At 44.2% G+C, this 17,289-nt stretch carries 16 protein-coding genes; 8 read left to right on the top strand and 8 right to left on the bottom strand.

Annotated features, from left to right (window positions below; translation table 11 throughout):
* Positions 1–25 precede the first annotated feature (25 nt).
* From gorA to ACYX4M_RS09355, 5 genes are all read right to left on the bottom strand, one after another.
* On the bottom strand, positions 26–1,375 hold the full coding sequence (gorA, locus tag ACYX4M_RS09335; protein ID WP_476082781.1) for a glutathione-disulfide reductase: 1,350 nt from the start codon (positions 1,373–1,375) through the stop codon (positions 26–28).
* Between the two features lie 242 nt (positions 1,376–1,617).
* Positions 1,618–2,922: a response regulator c-di-GMP phosphodiesterase, NosR family gene (gene nosR, locus ACYX4M_RS09340; protein WP_334059880.1), complete on the bottom strand. Its 1,305-nt coding sequence runs from the start codon at positions 2,920–2,922 to the stop codon at positions 1,618–1,620.
* 66 nt (positions 2,923–2,988) lie between these two features.
* Positions 2,989–4,668, bottom strand: a complete 1,680-nt coding sequence (locus ACYX4M_RS09345) for a sensor histidine kinase (RefSeq protein WP_476082782.1) — start codon at positions 4,666–4,668, stop codon at positions 2,989–2,991.
* An 11-nt stretch (positions 4,669–4,679) separates the two neighbouring features.
* Positions 4,680–5,504 (bottom strand): phosphate/phosphite/phosphonate ABC transporter substrate-binding protein, encoded by an 825-nt coding sequence (locus tag ACYX4M_RS09350; RefSeq protein WP_476082783.1) that lies wholly within the window; start codon positions 5,502–5,504, stop codon positions 4,680–4,682.
* 22 nt (positions 5,505–5,526) lie between these two features.
* Entirely contained in the window at positions 5,527–6,087 is a 561-nt protein-coding gene (locus tag ACYX4M_RS09355) for a response regulator (RefSeq protein WP_476082784.1), read from the bottom strand.
* A gap of 298 nt (positions 6,088–6,385) precedes the next feature.
* On the opposite strand from ACYX4M_RS09355, the gene prlC reads away from it, so the two are divergent.
* The 8 genes from prlC (at position 6,386) to ACYX4M_RS09395 (ending at position 14,314) form a co-directional block, all read left to right on the top strand.
* Entirely contained in the window at positions 6,386–8,422 is a 2,037-nt protein-coding gene (gene prlC / locus ACYX4M_RS09360; protein ID WP_476082785.1) for an oligopeptidase A, read from the top strand.
* Between the two features lie 6 nt (positions 8,423–8,428).
* On the top strand, positions 8,429–9,130 hold the full coding sequence (locus ACYX4M_RS09365; protein WP_476082786.1) for a DNA-3-methyladenine glycosylase I: 702 nt from the start codon (positions 8,429–8,431) through the stop codon (positions 9,128–9,130).
* A 197-nt stretch (positions 9,131–9,327) separates the two neighbouring features.
* Positions 9,328–10,125 (top strand): bifunctional demethylmenaquinone methyltransferase/2-methoxy-6-polyprenyl-1,4-benzoquinol methylase UbiE, encoded by a 798-nt coding sequence (gene ubiE, locus ACYX4M_RS09370; RefSeq protein ID WP_476082787.1) that lies wholly within the window; start codon positions 9,328–9,330, stop codon positions 10,123–10,125.
* Complete coding sequence (locus tag ACYX4M_RS09375) at positions 10,125–10,760, top strand: ubiquinone biosynthesis accessory factor UbiJ (protein ID WP_476082788.1); 636 nt, start codon at positions 10,125–10,127, stop codon at positions 10,758–10,760. The genes ubiE and ACYX4M_RS09375 overlap by 1 nt, the downstream gene beginning before the upstream one ends.
* A gap of 23 nt (positions 10,761–10,783) precedes the next feature.
* Positions 10,784–12,412 carry a ubiquinone biosynthesis regulatory protein kinase UbiB gene (gene ubiB, locus ACYX4M_RS09380; RefSeq protein ID WP_476082789.1) on the top strand — a complete coding sequence of 543 codons (1,629 nt, stop codon included), beginning with the start codon at positions 10,784–10,786 and terminating at the stop codon, positions 12,410–12,412.
* A gap of 293 nt (positions 12,413–12,705) precedes the next feature.
* A complete protein-coding gene (gene cspE / locus ACYX4M_RS09385; protein WP_012519905.1) occupies positions 12,706–12,915 on the top strand; it encodes a transcription antiterminator/RNA stability regulator CspE in 210 nt (69 codons plus the stop codon).
* Between the two features lie 195 nt (positions 12,916–13,110).
* The gene (locus tag ACYX4M_RS09390; RefSeq protein ID WP_476082790.1) at positions 13,111–13,755 is read left to right on the top strand and encodes a hypothetical protein; all 645 of its coding nucleotides are present in this window, start codon (positions 13,111–13,113) and stop codon (positions 13,753–13,755) included.
* A gap of 76 nt (positions 13,756–13,831) precedes the next feature.
* Positions 13,832–14,314: an Lrp/AsnC family transcriptional regulator gene (locus ACYX4M_RS09395; RefSeq protein WP_476082791.1), complete on the top strand. Its 483-nt coding sequence runs from the start codon at positions 13,832–13,834 to the stop codon at positions 14,312–14,314.
* Positions 14,315–14,353: 39 nt separating this feature from the next.
* Here the strand turns inward: ACYX4M_RS09395 and ACYX4M_RS09400 are convergent, their stop codons facing one another.
* From ACYX4M_RS09400 to ACYX4M_RS09410, 3 genes are all read right to left on the bottom strand, one after another.
* Positions 14,354–14,518 carry a hypothetical protein gene (locus tag ACYX4M_RS09400; protein WP_476082792.1) on the bottom strand — a complete coding sequence of 55 codons (165 nt, stop codon included), beginning with the start codon at positions 14,516–14,518 and terminating at the stop codon, positions 14,354–14,356.
* A gap of 369 nt (positions 14,519–14,887) precedes the next feature.
* Complete coding sequence (locus tag ACYX4M_RS09405; protein WP_476082793.1) at positions 14,888–15,895, bottom strand: cytochrome d ubiquinol oxidase subunit II; 1,008 nt, start codon at positions 15,893–15,895, stop codon at positions 14,888–14,890.
* 11 nt (positions 15,896–15,906) lie between these two features.
* Complete coding sequence (locus ACYX4M_RS09410) at positions 15,907–17,280, bottom strand: cytochrome ubiquinol oxidase subunit I (protein ID WP_476082794.1); 1,374 nt, start codon at positions 17,278–17,280, stop codon at positions 15,907–15,909.
* Positions 17,281–17,289 lie beyond the last annotated feature (9 nt).

Genomic DNA, 17,289 nt, shown 5'->3' on the forward strand with positions numbered 1-17,289 from the left:
AATGGGATATTAAACAAGCAGACCTTTAGGTCATCGTAACAAATTCTTCACCACTGGTAGGGTGAATTGCAACGCACGCATCAAAGTCAGCTTTGGTCGCGCCCATTTTTATGGCAACGGCGAAACCCTGCAGAATTTCATCCATACCGTGACCAATACCGTGTAGACCTACCACTTTCTCGTCCTTACCAGCACACACTAGCTTCATCTTTGTCATTTGACGATGGCGGGTTACCGCCGTGTACATAGACGCAAAGCTCGAAGTGTAAACCTTGATATTGTCTTCGCCGTATTCTTCTATAGCTTCTGGCTCAGTTAGGCCAATTGTGCCAATAGGTGGATGACTAAAGACCACGGTTGGAATCATCGAGTAATCCATGTGAGCGTCTTTTTGGCCATTAAACAAACGCTCGCTAAGCAAACGACCTGCTTTAATTGCCACCGGAGTAAGCTCTGCTTCACCGGTAATATCACCTACCGCGTACACGTTTTTAGCTGTGGTGTTTTGGTACTTATCCACTTTAACTGTACCGTCATCACTTAACTCAACCTCGGTATTTTCGATATCAATTTTGTCGGTAGACGGCTTACGGCCAATTGCCCAAATTAAGCAGTCAGCTTTTAGCACTTCACCGTTGGTTAAATGTACTGATAGTTCGCCATCGTTAGCCTTTTCCACTTTCTCTACGCTGGCATGATCGTGTAACTTACAGCCTTCAGCATGGATCATATCCACTAAGGTTTCATGAATAATGGGGTCGAAGTTTCTGAGTGGCGCGTGTTTGCGAACTACCAAATGTGACTCTGTTCCTAGCGCATGAAGTACGCCAGCTAGCTCAACGCCAATGTATCCTGCGCCAACTACTACAGCGCGCTTTGGTTGTTCTTTAAGTGCAAAGAAACCATCAGAGTCAATACCGTATTCGGCACCTTCAATATCTGGAATTATCGGATGGCCGCCAACGGCAATGGTTATATGATCGGCGGTGTACCGCTCACCATTAACTTCCACAGTGTTATTATCGACAAACTTCGCAAAGCCGCGAATAAGTGTTACATCGTTTGCAGTAAGTACGCGATCGTAAGAGGCGTGGATACGTTCAATATATGCCTGACGGCTGGCAATAAGGCTGTCCCAGCTAAAGTGGTTTACCGACAAATCGAATCCGTATTCAGGGGCGTAGCGGTGAATGGCTTCAGCAATCTGAGCGCCGTACCACATGGCTTTTTTCGGTACACATCCCACGTTCACACAGGTACCGCCAATATCTTTTGCCTCAATGATAGCGGCCTTCTTTCCGTGCTTCGCCGCCCGGTTCGCAGATGCGATACCGCCACTGCCACCACCAATACAAATATAATCAAAATGTGTCATTCAAAAAGCCTTCTTTATCGGATTTACGATCGTGAACACAAGCATAAACGCTTAACCACGTTCGCTCAGCAAATCATTTTTAACCGGTTCTGTTTGTAAGATTAATTAAAAGACCGAAGTTTGCTCAATAGCGTTTCAATTAGTTAATCAATGGGGACAATGCATGTAAATAAAAAGGGCAAGGCATAAACCACTGTAATTTGTGTTGCGCTAGCCCTATTTAAACCCAATGCCTTCGGAACTTACTCACTTATAGTAGCAGAAAGCTCTTCTGGTTCTATTTGAATACTAAACGCTTTTCCGCGCTCTTCTTCAAACTGCACGAGTTTTTGAATGGTAGCGTCACTAAATATGTGACCCTCAGGAAGGATAAGGATATGGCTATCGTTATATAAATTTTGGGCAAGCACCATACCTGATTTAAGCTGTGAAGCCTTCAGTGATGTCGAAAGTAGCTTTGACGTAGTCACATCTTCTGCTTCTAGCAAGAGATCTAAAAATTCGCCGTCATAGCGCGTGTTTCTGTGCTTTTTCATTTCTAATTTGGCATCGCGAGGGCTCATTTCAACACCGCTCATTCTGCCTGTAACTAAGCGCCAGTAATCTCTAGCTATTGCTAAGATACGTGCGCCAGCAGGGATTTCTTTCGCTACTTTGTTATACAAACCAGAGCCGTTGTAGTGTTCGAACTGAAACTCTATGATATCTGAAACTTGGTGAAGTTCGTGCGCCGGAGCAAGTATCAATGCTGCTTGCTTAGTTTGCGATAAGTAGTTTTGTTGTTGCTGATATTTAAGCTTTGAAAACGGTGCTTTAAAGTCTTCTGTTTCAAGCCCTAAGAGACCAAGTTCACAAATAAGACCTGCGTAGCGAACCTGTTTTATTTCGTCTTTCTCTAAACGTGCAATACGCGCCAGCTTCGAAGACAATTCACTTACCTCAATGGCAAATTTCCCGTTTATATTCGGGTTAATGCTAATCACATTAAATAGCACTTGCTCCATTGCAATATTGTGCTTCTCAATTTTGTTCAGCGCAGCTTTAATTTGACGAGTACGCTTATGTACCACTTGTTCTAGTGATGTATTTATATCTCTTAGTTTTCTGTTTTGAAGGCGTGTAAGTTTTTGAAGACGTGCATTTTCAGCCTTTAATTTAACCCGTTCTAACCCTTCCTCAACTACCGATATTAACTCTTGGTTGTCCCATGGCTTCTGGAGGTAACGATGAATTTTGCCTTGGTTAACCGCTTTAATGGTGGATTCGATATCTGCATATCCAGTGAGCACCACTCTAAACGTGTCAGGATAATTAATAGCAACTTGTTCAAGAAGCTCAGCGCCAGACATTTGAGGCATCTTCATGTCTGAGATGACAACGTGTACCTCGTTTTTACTCATCAGTTCCAGTGCTTTAGCACCGCTATCTGCAAGTAGGAGAGTAATATCCATAGTGAAGAGCGCACGTTTAATTGCACGAAGAATATTAGGTTCGTCGTCGACAAACAGCACAGTATAGGTTGTAGCTTGCTCAGTAGCCTCTGTCATAAAAAATTATCCTTATATGCGACGTAACAACTATCACATGCAATGGCACTATTTGATACTGTTTCTTTATGCATGATCAGCTTCACCGTTATTTTGTGAGTCTTTGGAAACGGAATTGATAGGAAGAGCTAAAGTAAAGGTACTGCCGTCTCCTTCCGTACTGGTGGCCGATAGCATTCCGCCGTGTTCTTGCGCAATACCAAATGAAATTGAAAGGCCTAGCCCAGTCCCTTGTCCTTCTGGTTTAGTGGTAAAGAACGGGTTGAAAAGTTTATCAAGATGACTAGGCGGTATTCCGCAGCCTGAATCTTCTACCCGTAACTCTACAAACTCACCAACAGTGCAGGTGGTGATAATTATCCTTCCGTTTTTGCCGGTGGCTTCGATAGCTTGTCCAGCATTAATGAGCAGATTGGTAATGACCTGAGATATTTTACCAACGTTCATTTCTATATCTGGGATCCTTCCTAAATGGGTTTCTACCGTACAGATATACTTCAGTTGATTGTTTACCATAGCCAAAGTGGTGCGCACACAATCATTAATATTGTGTTTCTGCATTTGGTCGCTATCAACCCGTGAAAACAGTTTAAGACCTTTAACTATTTCTGCAACGCGCTGCAAACCTTCGCGAGAGTCACTTAGTAAGTCCGAAATATCTTCATTAATGAAGGCCATATCTTGATTGCCCAGCATATTTTTTAATTCAATCAGTAATGCTGCACGTTTGTTTTCATCTTTCTGGTCTATAACAACTTGGATTTGTGAGAATATCATTTGGTAAGTAGCAACGTATTCGCTAAGTGTTGATATATTACTGCTTACAAAACCCACAGGGTTGTTAATTTCGTGCGCAACGCCTGCGGCAAGCTGGCCTACAGATGCCATTTTTTCAGCCTGCAGAAGTTGGACTTGCGCTTCTTTTAAGTCTTTGTTTGTTTCTTCTAGCTGATAATTTTTTTGATTGAGTAAAGACGTTCTATCTTGCACTTTTTCTTCGAGAAGTGTGTTTAATTCTTTGAGCTCATCTTGTGCACGCTGACGCTGTTCGTACTCTTCTTTCAAATGCTCTACTAGCTGATTAAATGCTTCTGCAAGTTCGCTTAATTCATCTTTGCCCCTGACGGGAACAAAGACTTCTTTGTAATCTTTGTTCTTAACCGCTTCTCCTAAATGCTTTGCGCCTTGCAAAAGTTGCTGAAGCTGAGACATTAAAAACGAACCGAGTAAATACGAACACAAACCTACTAGCACGAACTCCATCAGAGCAAGGGTAACCGTCCAGTTTCTCACCCTAGAGATCGAGTCAGTGACTGAGGCGATGTTTAGGCCAATTTCCACATAGCCATAAAGCGTACTGCCTACCATAATAGGGGCGCGAGTGTCGTATACACCATCATCAGCTTCTGACACAGACAAATCTGCCTCAAATGGACGGCTGAGCGCTACTTCGTCGCCTTTTTCTACGAACACATTGCCAAGTTTATCTTTCACTCTAACGTATGAGATATTAGGGTTTGTTAAAATTTCAGAAACATCTGCATCAAGTGAAGCCAAGTCATAACTTAAAAAAGCGTTTTTCGTTGTAGATACGAAAAGCGCTACCGTGGTATCGGCAGACTTTTTAATGTTGCTGTCGACAAGATCATTTAACAATTGAAACACGGTCACAATTAGCACCAACAGCAAAAGTGCCGCAATGCTGGCAATACCTGTTATTGTTTTAAATCGTAACGAAAGCTTCATCTCTACATTTCTCACAGGTGTGGTCGCGAAAGAGACACAATACCTAGCGCTCTAACGTCGTCCCAATCACTGTCGCTAGATGCAACAAACCCGCTGAACCCGATTTTACTCAAAATGGATGCCCTGCTGCTGTCATTAGATAACGCAATCAATGCGTTAAGAATAGCTTGTCTATCGACTTCTGCCATTTTTGGGTGTGTAGCTATAGCGTGAGGCGTGTAGCCTTTGCTTTCCCATAGTACACGAAGGTCACTTTTTACTGAGTCAGGGGAGATGTTGAGCGTGCGAAGAATACCGCCACCAGCTTTGAAAAAATTACGCTGAACCGACAAGTACACAGAATCATGTGATTTAACGTAGCGCGGAATAAACGCAATACCTTGTTTGCGCAAATGCGCGCTGGTGATTATAGTCGCCGCAAATGCCGCGGGCGCGGGGAAGGCGATTTCAGCACCGTTTAAATCTGCGAGCGACTGAACAGGACTGTCCTGATGTACGACAATCAACCCTCGAATCTTCTTGTCTCGTTGATGTGCAAGAGAACGATACCCTACTGAATCGTTGAAAACCACAAAGTGGTAAGGATTCATATACGCAATGTCGTAAAGCCCTGCACTCACGTTCGCCTCGAAAGTTGGGATATCTTTCGCTGTCCTAAACTCGATGGTATGCCCGGTGTATTTACTTAAATAGTCGATAAGCGGTTGCCACTTCTCAGCCATTTTCTTTGCAGACTGCTGAGGAACAACAGCGAAAGTCAGTGTTTTTGCAATAGATGGGGATGTAATGAAAATGAGACATAGCATTATCAAAATGCGCTTTGCTAACTCAGACATAGTAGAACCGCTCCCATTAAAATTACATCGACATGAATTGTTCTAGGACATTCGTAAGATCATGGTTTGAAAAAGGCTTTTGAAGCGTTGCATCAGCACCAATTTCTAGTGCACGCTCAAGGCTTATATCGTCTAAGGCTGAGATAACAACAATTTTTAAATCTTTGTGCTTACTTTGTTCACGGGTGAACTCAATAACACTGTAGCCATCCATGCCGGGCATACTCAGGTCAAGGGTCATCACTTTAGGCTCGTATTGACTTAACATGATCCCGGCTTGAAAACCGCCAGTCGCAATATATGAATCAAATCCTGCACGCCTAGCCACACGCTGTATTGATTTCGCTACCGGCATCTCGTCGTCAACAATTAAAATAGATGGCGAAGCAATTCCTTTAAGTGCATCAGGAATAGGCATGTCGTGGCGTTCAAGGAACTCAATAAAGTCTTCAACAAGAATACGGTTGTTACCACGACCAGGAAGCTTAAAGCCTTTAAGCTTCCCACTTTCAATCCATCGAATTACAGTGCGAAGGTTCACATCACAGTACGATGCTATTTCACCAGAAGTTAAGGTTTTCATATCTATGCCTTGTAGATTTATTAACCAGAAGTATAGCTGTTGTACTACATAGAGACAAAGTAGACAAAAGGATGAAATGTGACATTTGTGACAGCGCCTTGGCGAGGTAACAAGTTCATATCCACCTTACTTATTTTAGATACGCTTCGAGCACACTTACTTCGGCAAATCTTCGTGATCCTTACGTTCAAACGAGAAGTAACTTCAAAATAGGTCAACTGTGGCTTAAACAATAGCTTGCTTTTAATCAACGAAACCCCATCATTATTCTATCAATGTGTAAAGAGTGAAAAAGATTATGACAACCCCTGCAATCGAGATGGTAGACGGCCTACCAATTTTTTCTGCTATTGAGCCTGCCTCTATTAAGCCAGCTATCGAAAAAGCAATTGAAGCTTGTAAAAGTGAAATAGAGGAAGTGGTAGCGTCAAATGATTACTCTTACAAAAATTTAGTATTGCGTCTCGAAGAGGTAGACGACCGCTTAAGCAAAATGTTCTCACCTGTGTCTCATATGAACAGCGTAGTAAGCAGTGATGAATTGCGTGAAGCTCATGACGCGTGTTTACCACTTTTATCTGAATACGGTACTTGGGTAGGCCAGCATGAAGGCCTTTATAATGCGTATGCTTCACTAAAAGCGTCCGATGAGTTTGAAACCTTGAGCGAAGAACAGCAGAAAGTCATTGAAAACGCGGTACGTGACTTTACGCTTTCAGGTGTTGCCCTTCCTGCGCAACAGAAGAAGCGTTTCGCAGAAATACAGGCAAAGCTTAGTGAATTATCGTCAACCTTTTCAAACAATGTGATGGACGCCACCATGGGCTGGACCAAACACATTACCGATCAGTCTGAGCTTGCGGGTATGCCAGAGTCAGCTTTGGAAGCAGCAGCGCAAGCTGCGCACCAAAAAGACTTGCAGGGATGGCTATTCACCCTAGATATTCCGTCTTATTTGCCGGTTATGCTTTACGCGGATAATCGTGAACTTCGCGAAGAAATGTATCGTGCTTATTCAACCAAAGCGTCTGATCAAGGGCCAAATGCCGGTAAGTGGGATAACACAGACATTATCAAAGAGACCTTAACACTGCGCACTGAGCTAGCTGAACTATTGGGCTTTTCAAGCTATGCAGAGCGTTCACTGGCTACCAAAATGGCAGACTCTACCGATCAGGTTATCGGCTTCTTACGCGATTTGGCGGCTAAGTCTAAACCTCAAGCGGAAAAAGAGCTTGAAGAAGTACGAGCGTACGCCAAAGATAAACATGGTGTTACTGAGCTAGCAGCATGGGATTTGCCGTATTACAGCGAAAAATTGAAGCAAGAGAAGTACACCATTTCTGATGAAATGCTGCGCCCTTATTTCCCTGAAGACAAGGTGCTATCAGGGCTTTTTGAAGTAGTGCATCGCTTATATGGCTTGAAGATTATTGAGCAGCCTGGCATCGATACCTGGCATAAAGATGTGCGTTATTTCACTATAACCGACGATGCAGACGCATTGCGCGGTAGCTTTTACCTAGACCTGTACGCACGCGCTAAAAAACGTGGCGGGGCGTGGATGGATGAATGCCGAGTACGTCGTGAAATGACAGATGGTGAACTTCAACTACCGGTGGCCTACCTGACCTGTAACTTCAATGCCCCTATAGGCGATAAGCCTGCGCTTTTTACTCACGATGAAGTCGTCACCCTTTTCCATGAGTTTGGTCATGGAATCCATCACATGCTTACAAAAATGAGCGTGGCTGGCGTATCGGGCATTAACGGCGTGCCGTGGGATGCGGTTGAACTACCAAGTCAGTTCTTAGAGAACTGGTGCTGGGAAGAAGACGCCCTTAATTTTATCTCTGGTCATTATGAGACTGGAGAGCCGCTTCCAGCAGATTTGCTCGACCGTATGCTTGCCGCTCGTGATTACCAGTCTGCTATGCAGATGGTTCGTCAACTTGAATTTAGTTTATTTGATTTCTTACTGCACAGTGAAAAGGGCAGTGAAGTAGACGTACAGGGAACGTTAGACAAAGTGCGCGAAGAAGTTGCCGTCGTTATTCCACCATCGTTTAATCGCTTCCAAAACGGTTTCGGCCACATCTTTGCTGGTGGATACGCGGCGGGCTATTACAGCTATAAGTGGGCCGAGGTGCTTTCTGCCGATGCCTACAGTAAGTTTGAAGAAGATGGCATCTTTAATCGCGATACGGGCAAAGCCTTTTTAGAAAACATTCTAGAAATGGGCGGTAGTAAGCCTCCTATGGATTTGTTTGTTGCCTTTAGAGGGCGCGAGCCGAAGGTTGACGCTTTACTTCGTCATAGCGGTATAAAAGGCTAGGCATACATGAAAGAGTCGAAGTTAGAGTCTTTCCAATCTATCTACCGCCGTGCGTGCGAGCGCAAAGGCGGTGAGAGGGTGCTTGAGGCCATGCTTCAAGCACCGCTCTCTAAAGAGCAAATTGAAACTATTAGTGATGATCGTTTTTTAGCGGCCATGACTAAGCAAGTGTTCAAATCTGGCTTTGTATGGCGAGTCATCGAGCAGAAATGGCCAGATTTTGAAACCTTATTTTTCGGTTTCAACGTGGATAAAGTGTTGCTGATGCCAGATGAGATGCTAGAACAAAAAGCGTCGGATAAGCGCATTGTTCGCAACTATAAAAAAGTGATGACAGTGCGCGACAACGCCATGATGATTAAAGACGTGGCTATGGAGCACGGCAGCTTTGGCAAGTTTGTCACCAGCTTCGATAAAGACAACATCACCGAACTATGGGCGTTTTTGAAAAAACGCGGCGCGCGATTAGGTGGCAATACAGGCCCGTACATGCTTCGAGCGTTGGGTATTGATACTTTCTTGTTTTCTCGTGACGTTGAAGATTACCTGCGCAAAAACGAGATTATCGACGGCGGGTTAACATCGAAAAAGTCGCTGTCTGCAGCAAATGCAGCGTTTGCCCAATGGCATAAACAAAGTGGCCGTTCGCTGCAAGAAATCAGTGCTATTGTGGCATTTAGCTGGGGCACGAATAATCTTGCAGCGTAGCACATATTAGGGATTGTATATTGTATTGCGCGGTCTAGGGTTTCAGATAGACAGGGACGTACATTGCGGACTTAAACAAAGACCAAGCTAACAGATTGTTTTTTAGTATAAGGCTCAGGCAGGCATAAAGCTTTTGCTTGAGCACACAATCCTATACACTTCGGCATTAATAACAATATTCAAATTACAGGACTGTCATGAGCGACAATCAAACTCCCGCTACGCAAGCAGACTCTGCAATCGACAATGCTAGCGAGCATACGACACACTTCGGTTTTAAGCAGGTAGATAAGGGACAAAAAGCCTCTTTAGTTGCCAATGTTTTTGATTCTGTTGCTGCGAAGTACGACGTAATGAACGACTTTATGTCGATGGGAGTGCATCGTTTATGGAAGCGATTTACCATCGACTGCAGCGGTGTGCGCTCGGGCAATAAAGTATTGGATATCGCGGGTGGCACTGGTGATTTAACGGCAAAGTTTTCTCGTTTGGTTGGTCCCACAGGCCGTGTAACCTTAGCTGATATTAACCTGTCAATGCTCAAGGTAGGTCGTGATAAATTGCGCGACCGCGGTTTGGTTAGCAATATCGATTATGTGCAAGCCGACGCAGAAGCGCTACCGTTTCCTGACAACCATTTTGATGTTGTGACCATGGCGTTTGGTCTTCGAAACGTGACGGAAAAGCAAAACGCGCTAAATTCTATTTTTCGTGTGCTAAAACCTGGTGGTCGCTTGTTGGTTTTAGAGTTTTCAAAGCCAACGTCAGAGCAGCTAAGTAAACTTTACGATATGTATTCTTTTCATATTTTGCCCAAAATGGGTCAGCTAGTAGCGAACGATGCAGAAAGCTATCAGTACTTAGCAGAAAGCATTCGTATGCACCCAGATCAAGATACCCTAAAAGGCATGTTTGAACAGGCTGGCTTTGAACAATGTGACTACCAGAATTTAACTGGCGGTATTGTGGCTCTGCACAGAGGCTACAAGTTTTAATGCCTACTTCAGCGCTTGTTACCGCTACGGTTGAATCGGCTTTAAATAAACTGCTGTCTTTGGACGAAGGCAGCGAGAAAAGGTTAAAAGCCCTTAACGGCGCCAGACTTACCGCGTTTGTCTCGCCGCTGCCTTACGGTATCATCTTGTCTTTTTCTGACCGAGTTGACGTACTCAGCGAGCAAGGCTCGTTTGAAGACGCCGTAGCATCGCTAGGAGCAAAAGACTGCTGTATTAAAACGTCACTACAGACTTTGCCAGAATTAAAAGAAACCAGTCAGCTTACCCGCCTTATTCAGCAAAAAGCGCTTTTTTTAGAAGGGGAACTTAATGTTGCCCAGCAAGTCAGCGCTTTGTTTCAGCAGCTCGATATCGACGTTGAAGAGTTGATTGCTCAAAGGACCAATGACGTTATTGCACATCAAACTGTGAAAACGGTAAAAACAGTGCATGAAAAATCGATGGCGGCGTTAGCGTCTATGGCTAAGATCTTCGGCAATGCCGTGGTAGAAGAAAAACAGTTGGCTGCACATAAGCTTGCGGTAACGCACTTTAGTGATGAAGTGAATGCGCTTCGCGACAGGGCTGAAAGTGCCGATGCGCGACTGCGCCGGTTAGAAGAAAAATTTAAGTAAGATTGAGAGAAACAGGCTCATAAATGCGTATTGTTAGGTTATACCGAATTAACAAGGTATTGTTGGAACACGGTTTAGATGAACTTATTCCAGCAAAGTGGTTACCCTGGTACGCGCGAATTATGCGCCATGCCATTTTTTGGGTGCGCAATAAGCATAAAGGGAAATCACCTGGCGAGCGCATTACTCTTGCATTGCAAAACCTTGGTCCAGTCTTTATCAAGTTTGGTCAAATGCTTTCTACACGCCGTGACCTGCTTCCCCCAGCTATTGCTAATGAGCTGGCCCGCTTACAAGACAAAGTACCACCTTTCTCGTCAGACGCAGCGCAAAACATCGTTAAGCAAGCGCTAGGGCTGTCTGATTTAAGTGAACTGTTTAGCGAGTTTGAAACCGCGCCACTCGCGTCGGCCTCTATTGCGCAAGTTCACGCAGCAAAGTTAAAGCACAACAACGAAGACGTTGTAGTAAAGGTATTAAGGCCAGATATTCGCGATACCATAGTGGCGGATATGGAGCTTCTATTTAGCCTAGCAAATGTCCTACAGCGTTGGTTGCCAGACGGCAAGCGCTTGCGCCCTGTAGAAGTGGTAGTGGAATATCGCAAAACCATTGTAGATGAGCTAGATCTGCTGCGTGAGTCGGCAAACGGTATCCAACTAGGACGTAATTTTGAGGGCTCAGACGCCTTATACGTACCTAAGATCTACAGCGATTATTGTCGCAGTAATGTACTGGTTATGGAGCGCATTTACGGCCTGCCTATTTCTAATATCGACGCTTTGTTGACCCAAAATACTAATATGAAAAAGCTTGCAGAGCGCGGGGTTGAAGTGTTTTTCACCCAAGTATTCCGCGATAGCTTTTTCCATGCGGATATGCACCCAGGCAACATTTTTGTATCTACGGAACACCCTGAGAATCCAAAATATATCGCAATCGATTTTGGCATTGTCGGTACGCTTAATCGAGAAGATAAGCGCTATTTGGCCGAAAACTTTATCGCTTTTTTTAACCGAGACTATCGCAAAGTGGCGCAGCTTCACGCTGACTCGGGTTGGGTGCCTCAAGATACCAACATCGATGAGTTCGAAATGGCCATTCGCACCGTATGTGAACCGATTTTCCAAAAGCCACTAGCTGAAATATCCTTTGGTAACGTGCTGTTACAGCTATTTAATACGGCACGACGTTTCAATATGGTTGTGCAGCCGCAGCTTGTACTACTGCAAAAGACGTTACTGTATATCGAAGGCTTGGGGCGTCAGCTATACCCCCAGCTTGATTTGTGGAAAACCGCCAAGCCGTTTCTTGAAAACTGGATGAAAGAGCAAATCGGCTTTACGGCTATGATGGGGAAGGTGAAGGACAACTTACCATTCTGGTCAGAAAAGCTCCCAGAAATGCCAGATTTGCTATACGACAGTCTGCAACAAATGAAGCGCTTGCCTTTGCAACAGCAACGAGCACACCTAGCACTGCTCCAAGAGCAAAAGAAAACAACTCAGACCACTCATTTAAGCCTTGTAGGGGCAACATTTGTGCTTCTGTCAGCAATATTGCCAATTTACGATTTATCGTGGTATTTTCCCGCCAGTACAGCGGGGATTGGCGCAATTTGTTGGTACTTGGCGTGGCGAAAAGGACTGTGATTTTTGTTACGCTGCGGTGAAATATTTATGAAATCCGTAGTTAATTAATTAATTTGTATAGTAATCGTCCCGAAGAGTGTTATAGTGAATACGGCTCTAAGCCAAAGTCTTTAAATAGACGCGATTTTGTATTATTTGCTATATGTAAAACCACTCGAGTTACCCGGTAATTTGTTGTAAGTTGTTTGTCCATTCGTAAGTAAGACCCAATACTCCGCCAATTTAAAGACTCTAAAGAACTTTGTTACACGCGCTTATGCGCAATTTAATACGATATTTGAGGTCTATACGACATGTCTAAAGTTACAGGCACAGTTAAGTGGTTCAACGCTGATAAAGGTTACGGTTTCCTAACTCAAGATAACGGCGGCAAGGACGTTTTCGTTCATTTCCGTGCGATCATCTCTGACGGTTACAAAACGCTTCCAGAAGGTCAGCGAGTAGAATTTGAAGTTGAAGAAGGTCAAAAAGGTCTTCAAGCTGCTAACGTGCAAGCTATCTAAGAATTCAAAAACGGCGGTCATTTGACCGCCGTTTTTCTTTCTATCGTCTACACCACCCGAACTAATCGATCATCCCACCTATATTTGATGCTGACAGCATAATTCTAATATCAGTGCTCTGCGGTATTGCGAAGTTATGGCGTTTAATGCTTTACTCGTCGTTATGACCATGAATACATTTTCAGGGAGTGCTTTATGCGCATGACATCAATTATTCGATCCACAATGGCCGCAGTGCTACTTCTTCTTTGCTCAAGCCCTACCTATGCAGCCCAATCAAATGAACAAGTCGCCGGCCAGAAAGTGCTGGCAACAGTACTTAGTGCCGAAATTAGTATGGCGGACGTTATGCCCAGCGAAGAAGAGAGAAAAAACATAAAGGAGCAGGCGAAAGATAACTACGCCGAAATGCTCGAATATGTTGCACGTTTAAACGCGTCTAACAAAATCTATGAACTTGTACTAGAGGATTACGCGAAGGAAAAAGGTATCGCTCTTAATCAGGCTCTCGTGAACAAGTTTACCGATAAATTCGCAAGTCAGGTATCCAGTGACACGGCATCCAAACCTATCGGAGAAATAGCGGTTAAGCAGGTAATACAATATCAAGCAGAAAGAGCCATGTTTGAAGAGTTTGGCGGTCGTGTTATTTTTCGACAGTCTAACCCACAAATGCCCATTGAAGCCTACAGCAAACTGCTTTCTCGATATCGCGATGCGGGTAAGATTAACATAGTGGACGGAGAGCTGCGCGAAGCGTTTTGGGCGGCCTTTAAGCCACCTTATCAATACGAAATTGCGCCGGAAAATGTCGACTTTACGCAGCCTTGGTGGCTTTAACTACATACTCAATAAAGTATGAGTATCGAACAAAGATAAAACTAAAAATGTTGGAAATGAAGGGCTAGGTTCCGCTATGGGTAGTGACAAAATAGGCGGTATAGACGCAATAGATAAAGCCATTTTGGCTATACTTCAGAATAACGCTGATACGCCCGTCGCGGAAATTGCCGAGCACGTCGGGCTTACGGTTACACCTTGCTGGCGCCGAATTCAAAAGTTAGAAGAAAAGGGCGTGATTTCTAAGCGTGTGGCACTATTACAAGGAAAGCAGCTGGGCCTTGCAATGACAGTATTCGTTCAGGTGAAAGCAGGAAGGCACGATGGGAAGTGGCTGGCAAGCTTTGCCAAACACGCGGCGTCATTTGATGAAGTTGTTGAATGTTATCGTATGTCAGGAGAATATGATTACTTGCTAAAAGTACTCGTCACCGATATGGATTGCTTCGACCACTTTTATAAGCGATTGGTTAACGGTATAGAATTTTCAGACGTTACCTCTAGCTTTGCAATGGAGCAGATTAAATATACGACCTCAGTACCGTTAAACCATATTTAAATTAAAAAAATGGGGCCGGTTTGACGGGCCCCATATAAATTAATGATTTTGTTCTTCAACGTGCTGGTCGGCATATATCTTGGATTTCTTTTTGATTTTACATCCTAAGATACGCTGCGCATTTTTACGGCCGATATAGTGAGCGACTGTGTAGGGGTGCGCGCGTTTGAAGAACCGTGAGAACGAATGGAATACATTTTCCATGGGCTTGGCTCCTTCTATTAAAAATTGCCCCAAATAAAATATAGTAATATTACAGTTTGATGTCAACAAAATATTCACCATTGTTCCATGTAGATATTTTGTTTTTACACGTAGGGTAGGCAAGAAAAATTTTACTTTCTCTATTCATTGATATTTATCGTTCAGTAGAAGGGATCATTTTGATCGCAGGTTTTTGCCCACACTGCAAAAAGCAAATGACCTACACAAGATGCCGGATTCAAAAAGGAACAAAATGAAAAGTCTGGCTAACAGTATAGCTCTGGATAGAAAGTGAACACCATTGACTTTCAATAATGTTCACTATTGTTTTGAGTAATTGGGATCGCCAGCGATCCCATCATCGACTTGCTAGTAGTAAGACAGCTTTTCAGACTTGCCAGAGAAAATTTTATACACCATGGCCGTGTAGGCTAAAATAATGGGCACAACAATGACTACGCCCACGAGCAAGAAGCGTAGGGAGCTTGCATCGCTAAGCGCATCCATCACCGTCATCTGCCCAGGTATAATAAACGGGTAGTAGCTAATGCCAAAAGCTGTAAAGCAAAGCAAAAATACAAGCAAGGCTATAAAGAACGGAAGCCATTCGCCTTTACCTTGAGCGTCAGGCAGTTTCTTAAGCAATACCCCGCACAATGCTAAAAGCGCAAAACATGCTACGGGTATAGCAAATAGCACATAGCCCCAAGGCGCCGATAGCCATAAATCTCGCACATCATCATGTAAGGTAAGGTTAGCAATACTTACCGCAGTAATTCCCACAGCCAGTACAATTAAACCACGACGTGCCCAATAATAGGCTTTTTCTTGAAGCCCCCCTTCGCTTTTAAGTATTAACCAGCATGAGCCAATAAATGCATAAGCTGCCGTTACTCCAAATGCTGCAAGTAGTGCAAAGCCTTGAGCCCAAATGTCAGTGCGAAGCCCAGTCACATAAATACCTAGCATGTAACCCTGCGCCAGCGTGGTTAGCAAAGAACCGTATTTAAACACTAAATCCCACTTACGTTTTTGCACCTGTACGACCTTAGCGCGAAAATCGAATGCCACACCGCGCAAAATCAGACCTAACAACATGAAAGTTGCAGGCAAATACAGAGTTTGCAAAAACTCACTATGGGCTTCAGGGAAAGCGATAAGTAGCAAACCGATAGCAAGCACAAGCCAAGTCTCGTTGGCATCCCAGTAAGGCCCAATTGAGGCTATCATATCGTCGCGAAACGCCTCTTTTCTAGGCGGAATCAATACACCTACGCCTAAATCATAGCCGTCCAAAATGGCATAAAGTAATACAGATAAACCAAGTAAACCTACATAAATATTTCCGAGCATCTCTGCTGATATATTTTCAAACATTTTTGCTCTCCTTAGACCGTGCTTGGATCAGGTTCAGAAGGTTGCATCTTCGCTTTGGCGACTTCCCGCTCTTCTGTCGTGATCTCTTCGATCTCTACCGCTTTTCTGCACATCAACATAAGGGTTCCCATGTATGCAATCAAAAGCACTGTGTAGATAACGAGGTAGAGCATAAATGACAATGCTATATTGGCCGGCGGCAGTTGAGTAACTGCGTCTGCTGTTTTCAGTACACCGCTTACTAAATAGGGCTGGCGACCTATTTCTGTTACGTACCAGCCAGCAAGCGTAGCTATCCAGCCGCTAAATGCCATGGCTGCGAACGTGCGTTTTAGCCAAACAGGAAAGTCTATGTTTCGCATAAGGTAAAGACTGCCAAGCCATGAAACGGCAAGCATCAGCATGCCCATTCCCACCATAACTCTGAAGCCGAAGAACACAGGGGCTACTGGCGGGTGTTCACCTTCGAATTCATTTAACCCTTTAATCTCGCCCTTAAGTTCATGGGTAAGAATTAAACTTGCACCATAGGGAATGGGGATTTCAAAGTGGTTCTCCTTGCTTTCTTCGTCAGGAACTGCAAAAAGCAATAGAGGCGCGCCTTCAGTGGTTTCCCATAAACCCTCCATCGCAGCTACTTTTTGAGGTTGATGCTTTAGGGTATTTAAACCGTGCATGTCGCCTGCAAAAATCTGCAGAGGAATTAGCACGGCCGCCGTATAGGTAGCCGTTTTAAGCGCTAATTTTGGGGCGAGTTTATCGTCACCTTTCAACATACGGTATGCTGAAAGCCCAGCAATAAGGAAACTCGCCGTTAGGCCTGACGCCAACATCATATGAGCAAAGCGATAAGGGAAAGACGGATTAAAAATGATTTCTTTCCAGTTGGTGGCGTAGACCACACCATCGACCACTTCAAAGCCCTGTGGAGTTTGCATCCAGCTATTAAGGGCCAGTATCCAGAACGCGGAGGTGGTGGTACCAAGGGCAACGATAAGGGTAGATGCTGTATGTAGCCAGTTAGGAACACGGCGAATACCAAATAGCATGATACCTAAAAACGTGGCTTCTAAGAAGAAGGCGGTCAGTACCTCATAACCTAAGAGCGGGCCGGCCACGTTGCCCACTTTCTCCATAAACCCCGGCCAGTTGGTGCCAAACTGAAATGACATGGTCACACCGCTAACCACGCCTAGTGCAAAGCTTAGGGCAAAAACCCGGACCCAAAAACGATACATGCGCATCCAAACAGGGTGACCTGAAATGTTTGAGCGCAGTTTAAAATAAAAAAGAAACCAGCCCATCGCCATGGTGATGGTTGGAAACAAAATATGAAAACTAATATTTAACGCAAATTGTAAACGAGACAGCAAGAATGCATCCACAGAAAGCCC

The sequence above is a fragment of the Alteromonas sp. ABV4_150 genome (genome assembly GCF_056311745.1).